General features: G+C 66.9%; 13 protein-coding genes, 1 tRNA gene and 1 pseudogene. 1 reads left to right on the plus strand and 14 read right to left on the minus strand.

The window, feature by feature from the left end; all coding sequences use genetic code 11:
* Window positions 1-20: 20 nt before the first annotated feature.
* The 11 genes and pseudogenes from QM774_RS05360 to QM774_RS05410 form a co-directional block, all read right to left on the minus strand.
* A complete protein-coding gene (locus QM774_RS05360; RefSeq protein ID WP_414974893.1) occupies window positions 21-962 on the minus strand; it encodes an amino acid ABC transporter permease in 942 nt (313 codons plus the stop codon).
* The gene (locus QM774_RS05365; protein WP_414974894.1) at window positions 963-1841 is read right to left on the minus strand and encodes an ABC transporter substrate-binding protein; all 879 of its coding nucleotides are present in this window, start codon (window positions 1839-1841) and stop codon (window positions 963-965) included.
* 110 nt (window positions 1842-1951) lie between these two features.
* Window positions 1952-3010: an isocitrate/isopropylmalate dehydrogenase family protein gene (locus QM774_RS05370; RefSeq protein ID WP_414974895.1), complete on the minus strand. Its 1059-nt coding sequence runs from the start codon at window positions 3008-3010 to the stop codon at window positions 1952-1954.
* Window positions 3011-3012: 2 nt separating this feature from the next.
* Window positions 3013-5745, minus strand: a complete 2733-nt coding sequence (polA, locus tag QM774_RS05375; RefSeq protein ID WP_414974896.1) for a DNA polymerase I — start codon at window positions 5743-5745, stop codon at window positions 3013-3015.
* Between the two features lie 35 nt (window positions 5746-5780).
* Window positions 5781-6585: pseudogene (locus QM774_RS05380) on the minus strand (ABC transporter ATP-binding protein).
* A 697-nt stretch (window positions 6586-7282) separates the two neighbouring features.
* Window positions 7283-8269: an ABC transporter ATP-binding protein gene (locus QM774_RS05385; protein WP_414974897.1), complete on the minus strand. Its 987-nt coding sequence runs from the start codon at window positions 8267-8269 to the stop codon at window positions 7283-7285.
* On the minus strand, window positions 8266-9480 hold the full coding sequence (locus tag QM774_RS05390) for a branched-chain amino acid ABC transporter permease (RefSeq protein ID WP_414974898.1): 1215 nt from the start codon (window positions 9478-9480) through the stop codon (window positions 8266-8268). Before QM774_RS05390 ends, QM774_RS05385 begins: the two co-directional genes overlap by 4 nt.
* Entirely contained in the window at window positions 9477-10517 is a 1041-nt protein-coding gene (locus QM774_RS05395) for a branched-chain amino acid ABC transporter permease (protein WP_414974899.1), read from the minus strand. Before QM774_RS05395 ends, QM774_RS05390 begins: the two co-directional genes overlap by 4 nt.
* A gap of 98 nt (window positions 10518-10615) precedes the next feature.
* A complete protein-coding gene (locus QM774_RS05400) occupies window positions 10616-11821 on the minus strand; it encodes a branched-chain amino acid ABC transporter substrate-binding protein (protein WP_414974900.1) in 1206 nt (401 codons plus the stop codon).
* A 187-nt stretch (window positions 11822-12008) separates the two neighbouring features.
* Window positions 12009-12629 carry an ANTAR domain-containing response regulator gene (locus tag QM774_RS05405; protein ID WP_414974901.1) on the minus strand — a complete coding sequence of 207 codons (621 nt, stop codon included), beginning with the start codon at window positions 12627-12629 and terminating at the stop codon, window positions 12009-12011.
* Window positions 12630-12691: 62 nt separating this feature from the next.
* Window positions 12692-12773, minus strand: a tRNA-Leu gene (locus tag QM774_RS05410).
* A 171-nt stretch (window positions 12774-12944) separates the two neighbouring features.
* On the opposite strand from QM774_RS05410, the gene QM774_RS05415 reads away from it, so the two are divergent.
* Window positions 12945-15002, plus strand: coding sequence for a CocE/NonD family hydrolase (locus tag QM774_RS05415; RefSeq protein ID WP_414974902.1), 2058 nt, complete (start codon window positions 12945-12947; stop codon window positions 15000-15002).
* Between the two features lie 74 nt (window positions 15003-15076).
* Here the strand turns inward: QM774_RS05415 and QM774_RS05420 are convergent, their stop codons facing one another.
* From QM774_RS05420 to pyk, 3 genes are read right to left on the minus strand one after another with little or no spacing between them, the layout of a single operon-like run.
* A complete protein-coding gene (locus QM774_RS05420) occupies window positions 15077-15583 on the minus strand; it encodes a hypothetical protein (RefSeq protein ID WP_414974903.1) in 507 nt (168 codons plus the stop codon).
* A 14-nt stretch (window positions 15584-15597) separates the two neighbouring features.
* Window positions 15598-16521, minus strand: coding sequence for an acyl-CoA thioesterase (locus QM774_RS05425; RefSeq protein ID WP_414974904.1), 924 nt, complete (start codon window positions 16519-16521; stop codon window positions 15598-15600).
* A gap of 15 nt (window positions 16522-16536) precedes the next feature.
* Window positions 16537-17970: a pyruvate kinase gene (gene pyk, locus QM774_RS05430; RefSeq protein ID WP_414974905.1), complete on the minus strand. Its 1434-nt coding sequence runs from the start codon at window positions 17968-17970 to the stop codon at window positions 16537-16539.

A 17970-nucleotide genomic window follows, 5' to 3' on the forward strand; every position in this document is an offset into this window, starting at 1 on the left:
GGTGTGGTTCTTCGCGGCGGTCACAGCGACTTCGCCTCCAGGTCGGCCTTGGCCAGGTCGGCCAGCTGCTGGTCGGTCAGCTGGCGGCTGATGCCCTTCGAGTAGTGCTTCTCCAGATAATGCTGTCCGACCATCAGGATGCTGGTGATCGCCAGGTACCAGGTGGAGGCGACCAGCAGCATCGGGATCGGCTGGAAGTTCACCCCGGAGATGTCCCTCGTGCGGCCGTACAGTTCCAGCGAGAACGGGATCGCCGTCACCAGGCTCGTCGTCTTGAGCATGCTGATCAACTCGTTGCCGGTCGGCGGGATGATCACCCGCATCGCCTGCGGCAGTACCGTGCGGCGCATTGTTTGCGACCAGGTCATGCCGAGGGCCACGGACGCCTCCTGCTGCCCCTCGCCCACCGACGAGATGCCGGCGCGCACGATCTCGGCCATGTACGCGGCCTCGTTGAGGCCCAGTCCGATCACGGCGAACAGGAACGCCGCGTTCATCGCCTGCACGTCGATGTGCGCGAACGTCGGTCCGAACGGGACCCCGAGATCGATCTGCTTGTAGATCGACCCGAACAGGCCCCACAGGACCAGCTGCACGTACACCGGCGTACCGCGGAAGATCCACAGGTACACCCAGGCGACCGAGCGCAGCACCCGGTTCGGCGAGAGCCGCATCACCGCGAGCAGGACACCGAGGACGACGCCGATCACCATCGCGCACACGGTGAGCGCCAGCGTCCAGCCGGCGGCCTCGATGATCCGCGTGTCGAACAGGTAGCGCCGGTAGGTGTCCCACCGGTAGGCCTTGTTGGTGGCGGCGCCGTAGATGAAGAGCGCGGCCAGGATCAGGATGACCGCGGCGGTGACCCACTGCCCGGGATGCCTCAGCGGCACGGCTTTGATCGGCGCGGTGACGTCGTCGTCGGACACGTCACCGCTCGACACGGTGTCGGGTGAACTCATCTATTCCGCCTGCCTCGCTCCGTTGATCTGCGATGTCGGGATCATGCCGGCCTGGACTCCCCAATGCTCGGCGATCGTCCGGTACTGGCCGTTGTCGATCAGGTACTGCACGGCCTGCTGGATCGCCGCGGATAGGGGTGATCCCTTCCGGACCGGGATGCCGTAGGGCGCCGCGTCGTACATCGGACCGGTCGACGCGAGCTGACCGTCGGTCTTCTTGATCGCGTACGCGGTGACCGGTGAATCGGCGGAGAAGGCGCGCACCTTGCCGAGGAGCAGCGCGGTGACCACCTGATCCTGGGAGTCGAACTTCTCCTTGATGATCGCCGGCTTGCCGGCCTTGACGCAGGCCTCGCTCTTGGCCGGCACCTCGTCGGTGTCCTCGACGGTGGTGGTCTGCACACCGACGCGCATACCGCACGCATCGTCCGGGCTGACGTCGTCCCCGGCCCGCTGCGCCCACTGGACACCGGCCTTGTAGTAGGTGACGAAGTCGACTTCGCGCTCACGTTCCTCGGTGTCGGTGAACGAGGAGATGCCCGCGTCGTAGGTGCCGGACTGGATGGCCGGGATGATCTTGTCGAAATCGGATTCGTGGAACTCAGGGGTCAGGCCGAGCACCTTGTTGACGGCCTTGAACAGGTCGATGTCGTAGCCGACGATCTGTCCGCTGCGGTTCTTGAACTCGTTGGGCTGGTACGGCGGGTTGGTGCCGATGCGCAGTCGCCCGGACGCCCGGACCGCCGGCGGAACGAGTGCCGCGATCGCCGGCTGCTGATCGACCTGAACGTCGATGGGCTGCACGTCGAGTGCCGATTCGTCGTTGGTGCAGGCGGTGACTCCGGTGACCAGTGCCGCGGCGGACAGCACCGCGAGCATTCTCGTCAGACCACGTCTTCCTGCTGGCCGCACCGGCGTCCTCCCGAGTTCATCGGACGATCAGAGTCCGAACCTACCCCAGCGGGGGCGGGTCGTCACGGTTGTCCGGATCAGTGCTGCCGAAGACGTTCGGCGAACTCCGCGGTCGTCGCGGTTCCGCCCAGGTCGGGGGTCGCGATGCCGGCGGCGACGGTCGCGGCGACGGCGGCGTCCAGCTCGCAGGCCGCCGCGCGTACCCGGTCGTCGCCGTACCGGCGGCCGTACCAGTCGAGCGCGAGCGCGACCGAGCCGACCATCGCGATCGGATCGGCCACCCCGCGGCCGGCGATGTCCGGGGCGGCGCCGTGCACGGCCTGCGCCATCACCGTGTCGTCGGAGCAGTTGATCGACGCCGCGAGGCCGAGTGATCCGGACAGTTCCGCCGCGAGATCGGACAGGACGTCGCCGAACAGGTTCTCGGTGACGATCACATCGAAATCCGCCGGCCGGCGCACCAGCAACGCGGCCATCGCGTCGACGTGCTGCTGGTCGACGGTCACGTCCGGGTAGCGCTGCGCCACCTCGAGGCAGACGTCCCGGAACAGTCCCGTCGTCAGCCGCAGGACGTTCGCCTTGTGCACGATCGTCACGTGCCGGCGACGCTGCTCCGCGGCATCGAAGGCCCGGACGGCGATCCGTTCGGTGGCCGCCCGCGTGATGACGCCCACCGCCATCGCGACGTCCGGCGTCGGCATAAACTCTCCACTGCCCACCGCCATGTTGCGGTCGGCGTACAGCCCTTCACTGTTCTCCCGGACGATCAGGACGTCGATGTCCGGCGCGAGCGCCGGAATGTTCACGTCGGCCCGCGCAGGCCGCAGATTCGCGTAGAGCCCGCCGCGCGACCGCAGGACGGCACCGGGTGGCGGATACCGGAGTTCGGCCGGGTACGACGCCGAGTCGTGCGGTCCGACCACCCACAGGTCGTGGGTGTCGAGTGCCGACAACGTCCGCTCGGGCAGCGGTGCGCCGTCCGAATCGATGGCCGAGGACCCGAACGGCAGGACCTCGGGCTGCGCTCGCACACCGTGCTCGGCGAGCACCGCCACGGCGGCGTCGACGGCCACCGGAACCACCTCGGGACCGATTCCGTCGCCCTGCAGAACAGCGAACCGCAGCGTGTGATCCATAGTCAGTGCGCGGCGTCGTCCCACGACCGGCCGACACCGACGGACACCTCGAGCGGCACCGACAGGGCGATCGCATCGCCCATCTCCTCACGCACGAGGGTCTCGATGGCCTCGCGCTCCCCCGGCGCGATCTCCAGCACCAGTTCGTCGTGCACCTGCAGCAGCATCCGCGAGCGGCGTTCCTCGGACCGGAGACGGTCGGCGACGTTGATCATCGCGATCTTGATGATGTCGGCGGCGGTGCCCTGGATCGGCGCATTGAGGGCCATCCGTTCGGCCGCCTGCCGGCGCTGACCGTTATCCGAGTTCAGGTCGGGCAGATACCGGCGGCGCCCGAACATCGTCTCGGTGTACTCCTTCTGGCGCGCTTCGAGCACCACCTGATGGAGGTAGTCGCGGACACCGCCGAACCGCGAGAAGTACTGATCCATCTGGTCGCGCGCCTCGTCACGGCTGATGCCCAGCTGCGCCGCCAGACCGTACGCCGACAGCCCGTAGGCCAGTCCGTACGACATCGCCTTGACCCGTGACCGCATTTGGGCGTCGACCTGGTCGATCGGCACGCCGAACGCACGCGAACCGACGAAGTTGTGCAGATCCTCGCCCGAGTTGAAGGCATTGATCAGGCCTTCGTCACCGGACAGGTGCGCCATGATCCGCATCTCGATCTGCGAGTAGTCCGCCGTCATCAGGCACTCGTAGTCACCCCCGGCGCCCACCACGAACCCGCCGCGGATCTGCCGGCCCGCATCGGTCCGGACCGGAATGTTCTGCAGGTTGGGTTCGGTGGACGACAGCCGGCCGGTGGCGGCCACCGTCTGATTGAAGGTGGTGTGGATCCGCTGATCGTCGGCCACCGACTTCAGAAGACCGTCAACGGTCACCTTCAGGCGGGTCGCATTGCGATGCTCGAGCAGATACTTCAGGAACGGGTGCTCGGTCTTCTCGTACAGCGAGGCCAGCGCGTCCGCATCGGTGGTGTAGCCGGTCTTGGTCTTCTTGGTCTTCGGCATGTCGAGCTTGTCGAAGAGCACCGCCTGCAGCTGTTTGGGAGAGCCGAGGTTCACCTGCTCCCCGATCACCTCGTACGCCGAATCGGCGGCCTGCCGCACCCGCCCGGCGAACTCACGCTCCAGGGTCTGGAAGTGATCGACGTCCACGCCGATGCCGGCGGTCTCGAGATCGGCCAGCACGAACGCGAGCGGCAGCTCCATATCCCTGAGCAGCGCGACCTGGTCGATCCGCTCGAGCTCGGTGTCGAGCGCATCGGCGAGCTCGCCGACCGCGCGCGCCGACAGCATCAGCTGATCGGAGACGGCGGCCTCGTCGTCCTCGGTGTCCAGCAGCGACAACTGGCCGTCGTCGGCCGCGCCGTCGTCGGCCTTCAATTCGCGCCGCAGATACCGCAGAGCGAGATCATCGAGATTGAAGCTCCGCTGACCGGGGCGGACGAGATAGGCGGCCAGCGCGGTGTCGGAGGTGACCCCGCGCAACGACCAGCCACGGCCTTCGAGGGCGTGGATCGCCCATTTGACCTCGTGCACGGCCTTCGGCAGCGCCGGGTCGGCCAGCCACGAGCGCAGGACCTCCTCGTCCTCGGCGCTCAGCGACACCGGGTCGATGTGGGCGGCTGCACCGTCGGCGCCGGCGATCGCCAGGCCGGTCACGTCGGACCCGTACACCTGGCGCGGGCCGGCGACCGCCAGCCCGCTGCGGCCGGTGCGCGCGTGCTCGTCGAGCCACGCGGCGACCTCGCCCGGCCCCAGCCGGCTGCCGTCGACGTCGAAGCCCTCCTCGGCCTCCGGCTCGGACGAGGTGAGCGTCGAGAACAGCCGATCGCGCAGGACCTTGAACTCGAGGTCGTCGAACAGCCGGTGGATCCGGTCCCGGTCCCACCCGTGAAGCGCCAGATCGTCCGGCCCGCTCGGCAGCTCGACGTCCCGGATCAGTTCAGTGAGCTGACGGTTCATCTGCACCGACGCCAGATTGGCGCGCAGCGAGTCGCCGACCTTGCCTTTCACCTCGTCCGCGTGGTGCACCAGTGATTCGAGGGAGCCGTACTCGCGGATCCACTTCGACGCGGTCTTCTCGCCGACGCCCGGAATACCGGGAAGGTTGTCGCTCGGGTCACCGCGCAGTGCCGCGTAGTCCGGGTACTGGACCGGTGTCAGTCCGTACTTGTTCTCCACCTCGTCCGGGGTGAACCGCGTCAGTTCGGACACACCCCGCTTCGGGTACAGGACCGTGATGTCGTCGTTGACCAGCTGCAGCGAGTCCCGGTCGCCGGTCACCACCAGCACGGAGTAGCCCTGTGCGGCGGCCTGGGTGGCCAGCGTCGCGATGATGTCGTCGGCCTCGTACCGCTCGAGTGCGAACACCGGGATGCCCATCGCGTCGAGCACGTCCTTGGTGATGTCCACCTGACCGCGGAACTCGTCCGGCGACGAGGACCGCTGGGCCTTGTACTCCGGGTACATCTCGGCGCGGAACGTCTTGCGGGACACGTCGAAAGCGGCCGCGATGTGGGTCGGTTCCTCATCGCGCAGCAGATTGATCAGCATCGACGTGAAGCCGTACACCGCGTTGGTCGCCTGACCGGTGTTCGTCTTGAAGTTCTCTGGCGGCAACGCGAAGAACGCCCGGTACGCGAGCGAATGCCCGTCGAGCAGCATCAGCACCGGTTTGTCGTGCTTGGCGGTGCGGGTGGCGGTGGACGAGGTCTTCGCGGGGCTCACGGACCAGAGTCTAGTGACCGGTCAGGACAACGGAGTCAGGCGACACCCAGGTAGGCGTCGCGGACGGCCGGGTCCACCAGCAGGTCCTTGCCTTTGCCTTCGAGGGTGATCGATCCGGACTCGAGGATGTAGCCGCGATCGGAGCGGCTCAAGGCCTGCTGCGCGTTCTGTTCCACCAGAAGAATCGTCGTTCCGGCGGCGTTGATGTCGCCGATGATGGTGAAGATCTGCTTGATCACCATGGGCGCCAGCCCCATCGACGGCTCGTCGAGCAGCAGCAGTCTCGGGCGGGCCATCAGGGCGCGGCCGATGGCCAGCATCTGCTGTTCACCGCCGGACATGGTGCCGCCGTACTGATTCTTGCGTTCGGCCAGCCGGGGAAAAAGGTCGAAGACGTGGTCGAGGGTCTGGTTGTAGACCGCCTTGGACGCGAACTTACGTCCGTAGCAGCCCATGTCGAGGTTCTCCATGACGGTCATGCCCGGGAAGACATGCCGACCTTCGGGTACCTGAATGATCCCGCGGTCCACCCGCTCGTGGGTGGAGAGCTGATCGAATGCGTTCGCCTTCGAACAGGATCTCGCCGCTGGTCAGTTTGTTCAGTCCGGAGATGCCGCGCATGGTGGTCGACTTGCCGGCACCGTTGGCACCCAGGAGGGTGACCAGCTCGCCGGGCTGAATGTCCAGCGAGATGCCGTGCAGCGCCCGGATCCGGCCGTAGTCGATCGCCACATCCTTCAACTCCAGCACCGGACCGCCGGTGTAGGCGGGAACGCTTTCCGGGGCGACCTTCTTCGAGCGGACTCGCACGAGCGCCCCGGTCGACGGTTCGCGGGTCAGGGCACGGAAGTAGTACATCGTGAGCAGGCCGGCCAGCGGTATCGTCACCAGCAGCCCGATTCCCAAGCCCGGGAAGACGCCGGCGCCCGCAAGCAGACCCCCCATCAGAATGACTTTGATGGTCGGGCCGGGATGCCTGATCGACAGTGCGAAGCTCGCGGACAGCGACCGGCCGACGCCCCGCTTGCCATCGACGGCGAAGTACACGATCCACATCGTGAAGAAACCGATCACGATCGAGATCACGGTCGACAGGACGCTGCCGAACGGGATGCTCACGAGACGGGGGATCACACCGACGATGAGGGACAGCAGCAGGACCGTCCAGAAGGCCGCCGGCTTGAAGAAGTCACTCAACCTGGCGCGCCGGCCACCGGCGACCGTGACGAGGCCATGCAGCCAGCACGAACCCGCCAGCGCACCCAGAATGCCGAAGGCCAGGCTGAGCGACAGGTTGGCGACGACGCTGATGTCCGCGGCGGTCGTCTCCCCGGTACCGGATCCCGAATCCGCCAGAAACAGTGTCACGAGGGTTCCGGCTGCGATGAATACCAGACCCCAGAGCAGGGCGGCGCCGATGAAGGCGCCGGCGTTCTGCCGGAACCGGTCCCAGGACCATTTCAGGGCCGAACTCATGTCGAGGTTCGTCGGCGTCGGGACAGCCGTCGTCTGCTGCTCGGAGTTCGGGAGGGTCGAATCAGGCGATTTCGTCATCGGGCACTCCCAGGTAGGCGGCGATCACGGCCGGGTTCTCACGGACTTCCTTCGGCGTGCCGTCGGCGATCTTGCGACCGAACTCGAGCACGACGATACGGTCGGTGACACCCATGACCAGACGCATGTCGTGCTCGATGAGGAGCACCGTGTAGCCGTCGTCGCGGATCTTCTGGATCAGTTCCATCAGGGCGGTCTTCTCCGCCGGGTTGAAGCCGGCGGCAGGTTCGTCCAGGCACAGCAGCTTCGGCTCGGTGGCCAACGCCCGCGCGATCTCGAGCCGCCGTTGGTCGCCGTACGGCAGATTCGACGCCTTCTCGGCGGCGCGCGCCCCGATACCCACGAATTCGAGCAGGGCCATGCCCCGGTCGACGGCGTCGCGTTCCTCCCGGTACAGCTTCGGGGTGCGGAAGATGGCACCCCACACCGAACTGGTGTGGCGGGCGTCGGTGCCCACGCAGACGTTCTCCAGCGCGGTCATCTCGCCCCACAGCCGCACGTTCTGGAAGGTGCGAGCGATGCCGCGGCGGGTGATCTGGTGACGTTTGATCCTCCGCATCTCGGCGCCGTCGAAGGTGACGGTGCCGCGCGTCGGGGTGTAGACGCCGGTGATCGCGTTGAAGCAGGTGGTCTTTCCGGCGCCGTTCGGCCCGATGAGGCCCAGGATCTCGCCGCGTCTGATGTCGAAGGTGACGTCGTCGAGGGCGGCCAGGCCGCCGAACTCGACGGTCAGCCCGGCCACCTCGAGGAGCTTCTCCCCCTCGCCGACCGCGATCTCACGCTGCGGCGCGACGGCCTCGGCGACGGCGGTCGGATCGGCCAATGCCGGATCGACGGCGGTGGGGTCGAGCACGGTCTTCGCCTGCGTGTCGGCGAGTGCGTCGTCGACCTCGGCCGCCGGCGTCTCCACCGGTGCGTGGATGGGCTGGCCGTCGGGATCGAGTCCGTCGTCCTTGCGGTGCCGGCTCATGCCTTGGCCTCCTCTCCGGTGGTGGCGTCGACGGGATGCGGGACGCGCCGGACGGCCGCATAGACCCGCCGCCCGAAGGTGATGAGTTTCGCGCGCGCCGGGAACAGGCCCTGCGGACGGAAGATCATCAGGGTGATCAGCGCGATTCCGAAGAACAGGTACTTGTAGTCGCCGAGCGACTGGTCGCCCACCTGGATACCCTGCACGCGCGCGGGCAGGTACACGATGATGAAGGCGCCGACGATCACGCCGAGCTTGTTGCCCTGCCCGCCGAGGACCACGGCGCACAGGAACAGCATCGAGTTGATGACGGTGAACGCCTTCGGATCGACGTACTGGACCTGACCGGCGTACACCGCGCCCGACAGGCCGCCGATGCCGGCGCCGATGACGAACGCCCACAGCTTGTACTTGAAGGTCGGCACGCCCATGATCTCGGCGGCGTCCTCGTCCTCGCGGATGGCGACCCACGAGCGGCCGACCCGGCTGCGCTCGAGGTTGCCGATGATCAGCAGGACCAGGACGACCAGGACCAGACCCAGCCAATACCACCAGACGCCCGAGGTGAGGGTGCCCGAGTTGTTCGACTGGGCGAAGACGCCGTCCGGGTTGGTGGCGCTGCGCCCGATCTCCGGGAAGAGCACACCCTGCAGGCCGGCCGGGCCGTTGGTCACGTCGGTCAGGTTGTCGGCGAACAGGCGCACGATCTCACCGAAGCCGAGCGTGACGATCGCCAGATAGTCGCCGCGCACCCGCAGCGTCGGCGTGCCGAGGATGAGACCGGTGATGCCGGTGATGACGATGGCCAGCGGCACGCACGCGAGCCAGCCCCAGGGGCCGGAGAAGATGCCGTGGTGCGCGCTGTGCCAGATCGGGCTGGCTGGGCTGGTCATGAGTGCCACCACGTAGGCGCCGACCGCGTAGAAGCCGACGTAGCCGAGGTCGAGCATGCCGGCCTGGCCGACGACCACGTTCAGGCCGATGGCGATCAGCGCGACCATCGCGAACTGGGCCAGCGTGCCGCCGAAGTCGGTGGCGGTGGTCGTGATCAGCGGCGGCTTGATGATGGGCAGCAGGGCCAGCAGCACGAAGCCGACGACGCCGACTCCCCACTGACCGGGACGGGACAGCTCGTTCCACCACGTACGGATCCGGTCGCCGAGACCACGAGGGGCATCGAGACCGCTGAGGTCGGTCGTCTGCGTGCTCATACCCGCGCCTTCCCGAGCTTCTCACCGAGGATGCCGGTGGGCCGGAACATCAGGACCAGGATCAGCAGGGCGAAGGCCACCACGTCCTTCCACTGATTGCCGAAGACCACCGAGCCGTAGTTCTCCATGACGCCGAGCAGCAGACCGCCGAGCAGGGCGCCGCGGATGTTGCCGATACCGCCGAGCACCGCGGCGCAGAACGCCTTGATGCCGAGGATGAAGCCGCCCGAGTAGATGATGCCGTTCGGGATCTTCAACGTGTAGAGCAGTGCCGCCGCACCGGCGAGGACGCCGCCGATGAGGAAGGTCACCGAGATGATCCGGCCTCGCGACACGCCCATCAACTGGGCCGCGTCCGGGTCCTGGGCCACCGACCGGATACCGCGGCCGAGCCGGGTCTTGTTGACCAGGTAGTAGGCGCCGGTGGTCAGGACCAGTGCCGAGATGACCACGATCAGCGTGATGTTGGTGACCGACGCGCCCCAGAAGCTGAACTCGGTCTTCTCGTCGACCAGCTTGATGACCGGCTGCGCACTCGATCCGCCGAGCGGGGTCTTGGTGGGCACCTTCGGCAGGACGTAGTGGACGAGTTCCTGCAGCACGAACGACATGCCGATCGCCGTGATCAGGAAGGCGAGAGGTTTGGCGTTGCGTTTTCGCAGTGGCCGGTAGGCGATGAACTCCAGGCCGACCGCGACCGAGCCGGACACCGCCATACCGATGAGCCCCGCGATCCCCAACGCCAGGATCGTGCCTGCGATCCCCATGCTGTAGGTGTCACCGCGGGGACTGAAGCCCTGGATGAGCAGACCCACGTACACGCCGAACATGCCGAGCATGAAGACCTCGGAGTGCGCGAAGTTGATCAGCCGCAGCACGCCGTAGACCAGCGTATAGCCGACGGCCACCAGCGCGTAGATCGCGCCGTAGGCGAGACCGTCGACGGTCAGGCTCCAGAAGTTGCCTTTCAACGCTCCCACGTCGAAACCGATGTTGCCGGCGAGAGTCGTCGTCTCCGCCACGGCATACGCGATCATGTGTCCCCTTCTTCACGCGCGCTTGTCGGGCTGCCCGCCAACCCGACCGAAACAGCCACGGTGCGCCGGGGTTCCCGTGCGCACCGTGGCCGATTCCGTTACTTGACTTCGTACATCCAGATCAGCGACGACTGGAGCTCGCCGTTCGGCTGCCACTGGTACGTGCGCGCCAGGCCCTTGCCGTTGTAGTTCTTGACGTAGTCCAGCAGGTCCGCCCGGGTGGTCTTGCCCTCCGAGATGCCCTTCATCAGGATCGTCGCGAGGTCGTAGGCCTCCACCGAGTAGACGCCCGGAGCCTGCTTGAACTTGTCCTCGTAGGCCTGCTTGAACTTGTCCGGAGCCGGACCGCACGGGCACGACAGGTAGGCGCCCTTGGCGGCGTCGCCGGCCTGCTGCACGAACTGCGGGTCGTTGGTGCCGTCACCGGAGACGAAGGTGACGTCGGGGGCCTTCGCCTTCAGCTGCTGGGCGAGCGGGGCCGCCTCCGAGTAGTAGCCGGCGTAGAAGACCGTGTCCGGCTTGGCGCCGGTGATCGTCGAGATCAGCGCCGAGAAGTCGCGCTCACCCTTCTTCACGTCGCCCTGGCAGTCGGCGCCGTTCGCGCTGCCCAGACCTTCGATGACGGCCTTCGCGAGACCGGCACCGTACTCGGTGTCGTCCTTGACGACGCACACCTTCTTCTTGCCCAGTTTGCCGGTCAGGTACTTGGCGACGGCCGGCCCCTGCACACCGTCGTTGGCGAGACCGCGGTAGAAGGTCTTCCAGCCGTTCTTCGCCAGGTCCGGGTTGGTGGCCGAGGCGGTGGTGGCGACCAGGCCGGCCTGGTCGAAGACGCCGCCGGTGGACTTGGTCTCACCCGAGAAGCCCGGGCCGACGAGGCCGACGATCGACTTGTCGTTGACGATCTGCGGAGCCACCTGGGTGGCCTTCTGCGGGTCGCCCTCGGTGTCGAAGGTCTTCAGCGTGATCTTGCAGTCCGGGTTGGCGTCGTTGTGCTGATCGACGGCCAGCTGAGCGCCGTTTCGCATGTTGATACCCAGGGCCGCGTCGGCGCCGGTGAGAGCACCCATCTGGGCGATGCTGATCGGATCGCACTTGGCCTTGCCGTCGCCGGCCGGATCGACGGCATCCGACTCCTGGTTCGCCGGCACCTCGTTGCCGTTCGTGTCGATCTGCGCCAGCGGCGCGATCTCCATGCCGGTGTCGTTGCCACTGGCGTCCTTGGACTTGTCGCCACATCCGGACAGGACCAGCGCACTGGCCAGTGTCGCTGCGAAAGCGACCGTCGTGAGCCGACGTTGCATTGGTTCAACCTCTCATCCTGCGACCCGGCACGTACGGCCGAGAGGTCTACCGCTCGAAGACCTGGGTGAGAACATAAGCGAATTCGCCGGTGCCTGGAAGACGTAATCGGTAAAGACGCAGGACAGGACTGTCGGGTTTTTCCCAGTGTTAACACCGGGCGGAGGTCCGGAAACATCCGGACTGCGGTCAGTTTTCGTCGCCGAGCGTCTCGACGACGATCTGTGCGACGGCCTTCATCGTGGCGCGCCGATCCATCGCATTGGTCTGGATCCAGCGAAAGGCCTCGGGTTCGGTGAGACCCTGCTTCTCCATCAGCAGACCCTTGGCGCGATCGATGAGTTTGCGGGCCTCGAATCGCTCGTTGAGGCCGCTCACCTCCTCCTCGAGCGCGGCGAGTTCGCGGAACCGGCTGATCGCCAGTTCGATCGCCGGCACCAGGTCGGCCTGACTGAACGGCTTGACCAGGTAGGCCATGGCTCCGGCGTCGCGGGCGCGTTCGACGAAGTCCCGCTGACTGAACGCGGTGAGCATCACGACCGGGGCCAGCCGCTTGCGCGCGATCTCGCTGGCGGCGTCGATGCCGTCGCGCACCGGCATCTTGATGTCCATGATGACCAGATCGGGGGTGAGCGACTCGGTGAGTTCGACGGCGACCTGACCGTTCGGCGCCTCGCCGGCCACCTCGTAGCCCTCGTCGCGCAGCATCTCGCACAGGTCCATGCGGATCAGCGAGTCGTCCTCGGCCACCACGACGCGCGGCGCGGCCTTGCGGCCCGGCTGCTGCCCGGTCTCGGTCGTGTCGGTCATGGTCGTCTTCCGGTCGTGGTCGGACGGCGACCGGCGAAGAAAGGATCCTCGCCGATCGCTCGTGCCCCGGGCCGGACTCGAACCGGCACCCCCTAAGAGACCGCATTTTGAGTGCGGCGCGTCTGCCAATTTCGCCACCGGGGCGGTGGATCGTGCGGTGAACAGTCTACGGTTCCGCTTTCGGCGAGGTCACGGCGGTCGGGCCGACACGGATCGGGACCCGCGGGTGCCTGAGCAGAACCTGTGAGCTACATTACGTAGCGATAAACGTGTGGCGCAGGGCTACACGGGTGACTTCGGGGAGTTGCACCACATATGCGATCGGTATCGCTGGTCATGCGCCGGCTCTTGATCTTTCTCATCGTTCCCGCCATCGTCATCGGTGGTTCGGAACTCGTTCCGGCGGCGCAGGCGCCGTCACAGGCCGCCGTCTACGGCGCGCTCGGCAAGAAGTGGACGAAGACCGCGGACGCCAAGCCCAAGTATCCGAACCACACGGTCACACCTGATGTGACGATCACGATGAGCGACGGCGTCAAGCTGCGCGGCAACCTGGTCCGCCCGGCCGACGCCCAGGGCCGTCCGATCAACAAGAAGATGCCGGTCATCGTCAACATGACCCCCTACACCAAGATGGTCAGCGCGCTGGCCGCCGAGGTGGTCAACTACCCGGTGCTGATGCCGCAGCTGATCGCGTTGCTCAACGCCATCAACCTGCGCGGCACCGTCATCTCCGGCTACAACGAGCTGATGGGCGCCCTCAACGGCGGCCTGGTGCAGACGTTCGCCTACGACCCCAAGCTGGTCCAGAGCGGCTACGACATGCTCGTGGTGGACGTTCGCGGCACCGGCTTCTCGCAGGGCCTGTGGGGCACCTTCGACGCCCGTGAGCGCCAGGACACCGTCGAGGTGGTGCGCTGGGCCAAGAAGCAGAAGTGGTCCAACGGCAAGGTCGGCATGGCCGGCGTCTCGTACTCGGGCATCAACCAACTGCAGGCCGCGGCCGATGCCCCGGGCGAGCTCGACGCCATCTTCCCGGTCGTCCCCGGCGGCGACCTGGTCAACGACATCGTCGCACCGGGTGGCGGTGTCGGCTTCGGCTTCCTCGCACTCTGGCTGACGCTGGTCAACTCGATGAAGATGATCCCGAACCTCGCGTCCATGCTGAACGGCACCTTCGACTGGAAGTGGCTGGCCGACCGCGCGAAGGATCCGCTGACCTTCTTCGACGTGATGATCGAAGCGCTGACGACCCGCGACGTGAAGGACTATCACGGCAAGACCAAGACCGTGCTGGACAGCAATTCCGAGCGTCGCAAGATGTGGTACACCGACGTCGGCAAGATCACCACGCCGACGTTCGCGATCGGCGGCTGGAACGATCTGTTCACCAATACCGAGTCCCGCCTCCTGACCAATCTGACTCAGCTGCCCAGCAGCGAGAAGAAGCTGATCATGGACGACGGCTACCACATCACGTCCGGTTCGAACTTCGGTCAGCCGGGACACCCGCCGCGTCTGGACGTGCTGTCGCGCGCCTGGTACGACCACTTCCTCAAGGGTGTGGACAACGGCATCGACCGGTACGACCCGGCGACCCTGGCCTCCGAGCCGGCCGGCAACTTCATTCAGGCGCAGACCTACCCGATCCCGGGCTACCAGCATCAGCGCCAGTTCCTGTCGGGTCGCTCGTCGGGCACCGAGCACACGCCGGTCGCCGGTGACGGTTCGCTGTCCTCGGGTACTCCGGCCGGCCGCGCCACCCGTGAGGTCAAGCCGGGCCTGTCTCCGATGTGCAGCGTCGACGGTGCGCAGGCGGCGGCCGGCGTGACCGCGTTCTTCGACTTCTGCGGCCGGGACACCCGGCTCTCGGAGGTGGCGGCGCAGACGTTCACCTCGGCTCCCGCCAAGCAGCTGACCCGGATCAGCGGTACACCCGCGATCCACTTGAACCAGCGCCTGAACGCCACCGACGGCTACTGGCACGCGACCGTGAACGTCGTCCATCCGGACGGCCGCTCACAGATCGTGTCGATGGGACAGCTGGTGGTGTCGCTGCGCGACGTCGACGCCGGCCGCAGCCAGTACGACTCGAACGGCGATCTGACCGATGTGGTCCTCTCGATGGACATCGGCAAGTACAAGAAGGTGACGCCGGGTCAGACCCTCGCCGTCGACATCCCGATGTCGGCGACGCAGGCCGCGCTGAAGCCGGGCGACCGGCTCCGGGTGGACGTGTACTCGTTCAACTTCCCGAAGTCGCTGCCGCTGGGACCGGAGCTGTGGTCGTCGCAGCTGCGCCCGCAGTACATCGAGATCGATCCGAAGAATCCCAGCTGGGTGAATCTTCCGGTCGACAAGCCGCTGCGCTGAACCGGCGATGGTCAGAGCCCCCGTCGTCGAACGACGGGGGCTCTGACCATGCCTGGGGTCGAAGGAGGTGGCGTTCAGGAAGCGAGGTCGATGCCGGCTTCCAGCTGGGCACGGCTGTAGACGCGTCCGGGCGCGGTTCCGGCCTCCACCAGATAACCGGGCGCCTTGTCCACGACTCTGCTGATCGTGAAGCGGTCGAAGCACGCACCGGTGCCGCCCTTGACGGTCACCTGATCGCCGAGACGGCTCTTGCCGAGCAGCTCTCCGCTCTTCCCGTCGTAGAGACGGACCTCGTCGCCTTCCCGGATCGGTGCACCGCCGACGGCCTGCCGGGTGGAGCAGTCGATCTGGAGCGAACCGGAGGCGGTGAACACCGCCTGGTTGATCGAGCCGCCCAGCAAGGCGAATCCCGCGATGCCGGCCAGGATGAGGCCGACGATGACGCTGGCGGCGGTCACCCCGACCCGGGAGCGGCGCTGCCAGGTGCGCTGCGGCAGCATGGCGCCCGGCTGCAGAAAGTACTGCACCTGCGGCGGCGTCTGCGGCTGCGGAGGCAGATCGAGGTTCGGGGGCTGAGTCATCGTGGTCTCTCCGATCAGTCCGCGTTCCGCGGCGGGAAGTACTTGATGAGCGCCTCCTGCACCACGGAGGTCGCGAGGAGGCCGTCGCGGGTGAAGAAGCGGCCCGAGCCGATACCTCGCGACCCCGCGGCCACCGGCGACTCGGTCGCGTACAGCATCCATTCGTCGAACCGGAACTCGCGGTGGAACCACATCGAGTGGTTGACGGTCGCCGCGAACAGCCGGTCCATGCCCCAGGACAGACCGTGGGTGGTGATGATCGAGTCCAGCACGGTGGTGTCCGACGCATAGGCCATCGCCGCCACATGCCACAGCTGCTCATCGGGCAGCTCGCCGTCCGCCTTCATCCAGACCCGGTTGTGGGTGAGGGTCTCCCCCGCGTCCTTCACCTTCCACGTCGGATCGTTGGCGAACCGGATGTCGATGGGGTGCAGGGCGTTGACGAACAGGGCGATCTGGTCTTCGTAGCCCTTGAAGTGTTCGCCGAGCGGCGGCAGTTCCTCCGGGTACGGGACCGTCGGGCTCTCCACAGCGTGTTCGAGGCCGGTGTTGTTGTCCTGGAACGCGACCAGCATGGTGAAGATCTCTTCACCGTTCTGCATCGCGGTGACCTGGCGGTTCGCGAACGCCTTGCCGTCCCGGAAACGCTGGACGTGATACTCCATCGGCTTGCTGACGTCGCCGCCCCGGATGAAGTGGGCGTGCAGCGCGTGCACCGGCGGGTTGCCGCGGGTGAGAGTACGGCCGGCGGCCATCACACCCTGGCCGAGCATCTGGCCACCGAACGTGCGGGCCGTCTTCTGCTCGGGATGCTGCCCGAGGAAGAGGTCGTCGGACACCTGTTCCACGTCCAGCAGCGCGACCATCTTCTCCAGGTCGCCGGGTCCGTCCGATCCGGCGGCCACCTGATGATTCGGGTCGTTGAGGTTGCGGGTCATGCCCTTCACCCTATGTCAGTGATCCTGTTCGCCGATCCGGTGGACGTGAATGAGATTGGTGGTTCCGACGACGTGCGGCGGGGCTCCGGCCAGCACCACGACGGTGTCGCCGGCGTTGAGGGTGTCGGTGGCGGCGCAGAAGTCGTCGATCTGGTCGATCATGGCGTCGGTGTTGCCCGCGCGGTCCACCAGGAACGGTTCGACGCCCCAGCTGAGCGTCAACTGGTTGCGGGTGCTCGGGTTGGTGGTGAACGCCATCAACTTGAGCCGGGAGTGCAGGCGTGCGACGCGGTGCGCGGTGTCGCCGGTCTCGGTGAACGCGACGATCGCGTCGGCGCCGATGCGCTCACCGATGTCGCGGGCGGCGTAGCTGAGCACGCCGCGGCGGGTGCGGGGCGTGTGCTTGAGCGGCGGGATCTCGCGGCGGCTGTCCTCGGCGGCGGCCACGATGCGGCTCATGGTGCGCACCGTCTCGAACGGGTGCTTGCCGATCGAGGTCTCGCCCGAGAGCATGACGGCGTCGGCGCCGTCGAGGACGGCGTTGGCCACATCGGATGCCTCGGCGCGGGTCGGCCGGGAGTTCTCGATCATCGAATCGAGCATTTGGGTGGCCACGATGACCGGCTTGGCGTTCTCGCGGGCCATCTGGATGGCGCGCTTCTGCACCAGCGGCACCTGCTCGAGAGGCAGTTCGACGCCGAGGTCGCCGCGAGCGACCATGATCGCGTCGAAGGCGAGGACGATCGCTTCGAGGTTCTCGACGGCTTCCGGCTTCTCCAGCTTGGCGATCACCGGAACACGCCGGCCGACCCGGTCCATCACCTCGTGGACGAGTTCGATGTCGCCGGGGCTCCGCACGAAGGACAGCGCCACCATGTCGACGCCGAGCTTCAGGGCGAACTCGAAATCGCTGATGTCCTTCTCGGACAGGGCCGGGACGGAGATCGCCATGCCGGGCAGCGAGAGACCCTTGTTGTTGCTGACCTTGCCGCCTTCGGTCACCCGGCAGACCACGTCGTCGCCGTCGACCTCCTCGACGGTCAGACCCACCTTGCCGTCGTCGACGAGCAGTCGGTCGCCGGCCTTCGCGTCGGCGGCGAGCTGCTTGTAGGTGGTCGAGACACGGTCGTGGGTGCCGACCACGTCCTCGACGGTGATCCGGACCCGTTCGCCGGTCTTCCAGTCGACTTCGCCGTTGGGCTGACCGTTGTCCTCGAACTTGCCGAGCCGGATCTTGGGTCCCTGCAGGTCGGCGAACACGCCGACCGGCTTCCCGGTGCGCTCGGCCGCCCGGCGAACCGCGGCGTAGACCGCCGCATGATCGTCGTGCGTGCCGTGGCTGAAGTTCATCCGGGCGACGTTCATGCCGCATTCGACCAGCGCGGTGAGCTGATCCTCGGTGTTGGTAGCAGGTCCCAGGGTGCAGACGATCTTGGTTCGGCGGGTCAC

The sequence above is a fragment of the Gordonia sp. (in: high G+C Gram-positive bacteria) genome, assembly GCF_047600565.1.
Classification (GTDB): Bacteria; Actinomycetota; Actinomycetes; order Mycobacteriales; family Mycobacteriaceae; genus Gordonia.

Bases quoted from the DNA above. Each gene is read 5' to 3' on its own strand.
- QM774_RS05360 (WP_414974893.1), bottom strand. From the start codon at position 962: ATGAGTTCACCCGACACCGTGTCGAGCGGTGACGTGTCCGACGACGAC.
- QM774_RS05365 (WP_414974894.1), bottom strand. From the start codon at position 1,841: ATGCTCGCGGTGCTGTCCGCCGCGGCACTGGTCACCGGAGTCACCGCC.
- QM774_RS05370 (WP_414974895.1), bottom strand. From the start codon at position 3,010: ATGGATCACACGCTGCGGTTCGCTGTTCTGCAGGGCGACGGAATCGGT.
- QM774_RS05385 (WP_414974897.1), bottom strand. From the start codon at position 8,269: ATGAGCCGGCACCGCAAGGACGACGGACTCGATCCCGACGGCCAGCCC.
- QM774_RS05390 (WP_414974898.1), bottom strand. From the start codon at position 9,480: ATGAGCACGCAGACGACCGACCTCAGCGGTCTCGATGCCCCTCGTGGT.
- QM774_RS05395 (WP_414974899.1), bottom strand. From the start codon at position 10,517: ATGATCGCGTATGCCGTGGCGGAGACGACGACTCTCGCCGGCAACATC.
- QM774_RS05400 (WP_414974900.1), bottom strand. From the start codon at position 11,821: ATGCAACGTCGGCTCACGACGGTCGCTTTCGCAGCGACACTGGCCAGT.
- QM774_RS05405 (WP_414974901.1), bottom strand. From the start codon at position 12,629: ATGACCGACACGACCGAGACCGGGCAGCAGCCGGGCCGCAAGGCCGCG.
- QM774_RS05415 (WP_414974902.1), top strand. From the start codon at position 12,945: ATGCGATCGGTATCGCTGGTCATGCGCCGGCTCTTGATCTTTCTCATC.
- QM774_RS05420 (WP_414974903.1), bottom strand. From the start codon at position 15,583: ATGACTCAGCCCCCGAACCTCGATCTGCCTCCGCAGCCGCAGACGCCG.
- QM774_RS05425 (WP_414974904.1), bottom strand. From the start codon at position 16,521: ATGACCCGCAACCTCAACGACCCGAATCATCAGGTGGCCGCCGGATCG.